The organism is Cytobacillus oceanisediminis 2691 (genome assembly GCF_007678455.1).
GTDB classification, from domain to species: domain Bacteria; phylum Bacillota; class Bacilli; order Bacillales; family Cytobacillaceae; genus Mesobacillus; species Mesobacillus oceanisediminis_A.
The window spans coordinates 1-317 of record NZ_VEEP01000101.1 but is presented as its reverse complement, the minus strand read 5'-3'; the positions used below and the strand labels follow the sequence as shown (position 1 = coordinate 317).

General features: G+C 47.9%; 1 protein-coding gene. It reads right to left on the bottom strand.

Going from position 1 to position 317, the window contains the following annotated elements; translation table 11 throughout:
- Window positions 1–65: 65 nt before the first annotated feature.
- The gene (locus tag FS736_RS24575; protein WP_186326909.1) at window positions 66–209 is read right to left on the bottom strand and encodes a hypothetical protein; all 144 of its coding nucleotides are present in this window, start codon (window positions 207–209) and stop codon (window positions 66–68) included.
- Window positions 210–317 lie beyond the last annotated feature (108 nt).

Below are 317 nucleotides of genomic sequence, written 5' to 3'. Positions count from 1 at the left end.
ACCCCAACTCCCATTACATCCACCTCAATGAATAACAACATACGAACCAGCCACAATACATCCTACTAAAACTCCTTCCCCACCCCTTCCACAACCTTTCTCTCCTCCCCCACTCCCACCACTCGATCTATCCCTCCCCCCCTTCTGACATACCCAATATCCTTTCTTTTCAAAACCACTACCCAACACCCACTCTCATTTTCCTCCACCACAATTACCCCTCAACAAACAACATTTTCCTCCCACCGAATATCCTCATCCACAACAATATCAACCCGAACCCCAAAAATCTCTCCACCGAAAATCCCCACCGCAAC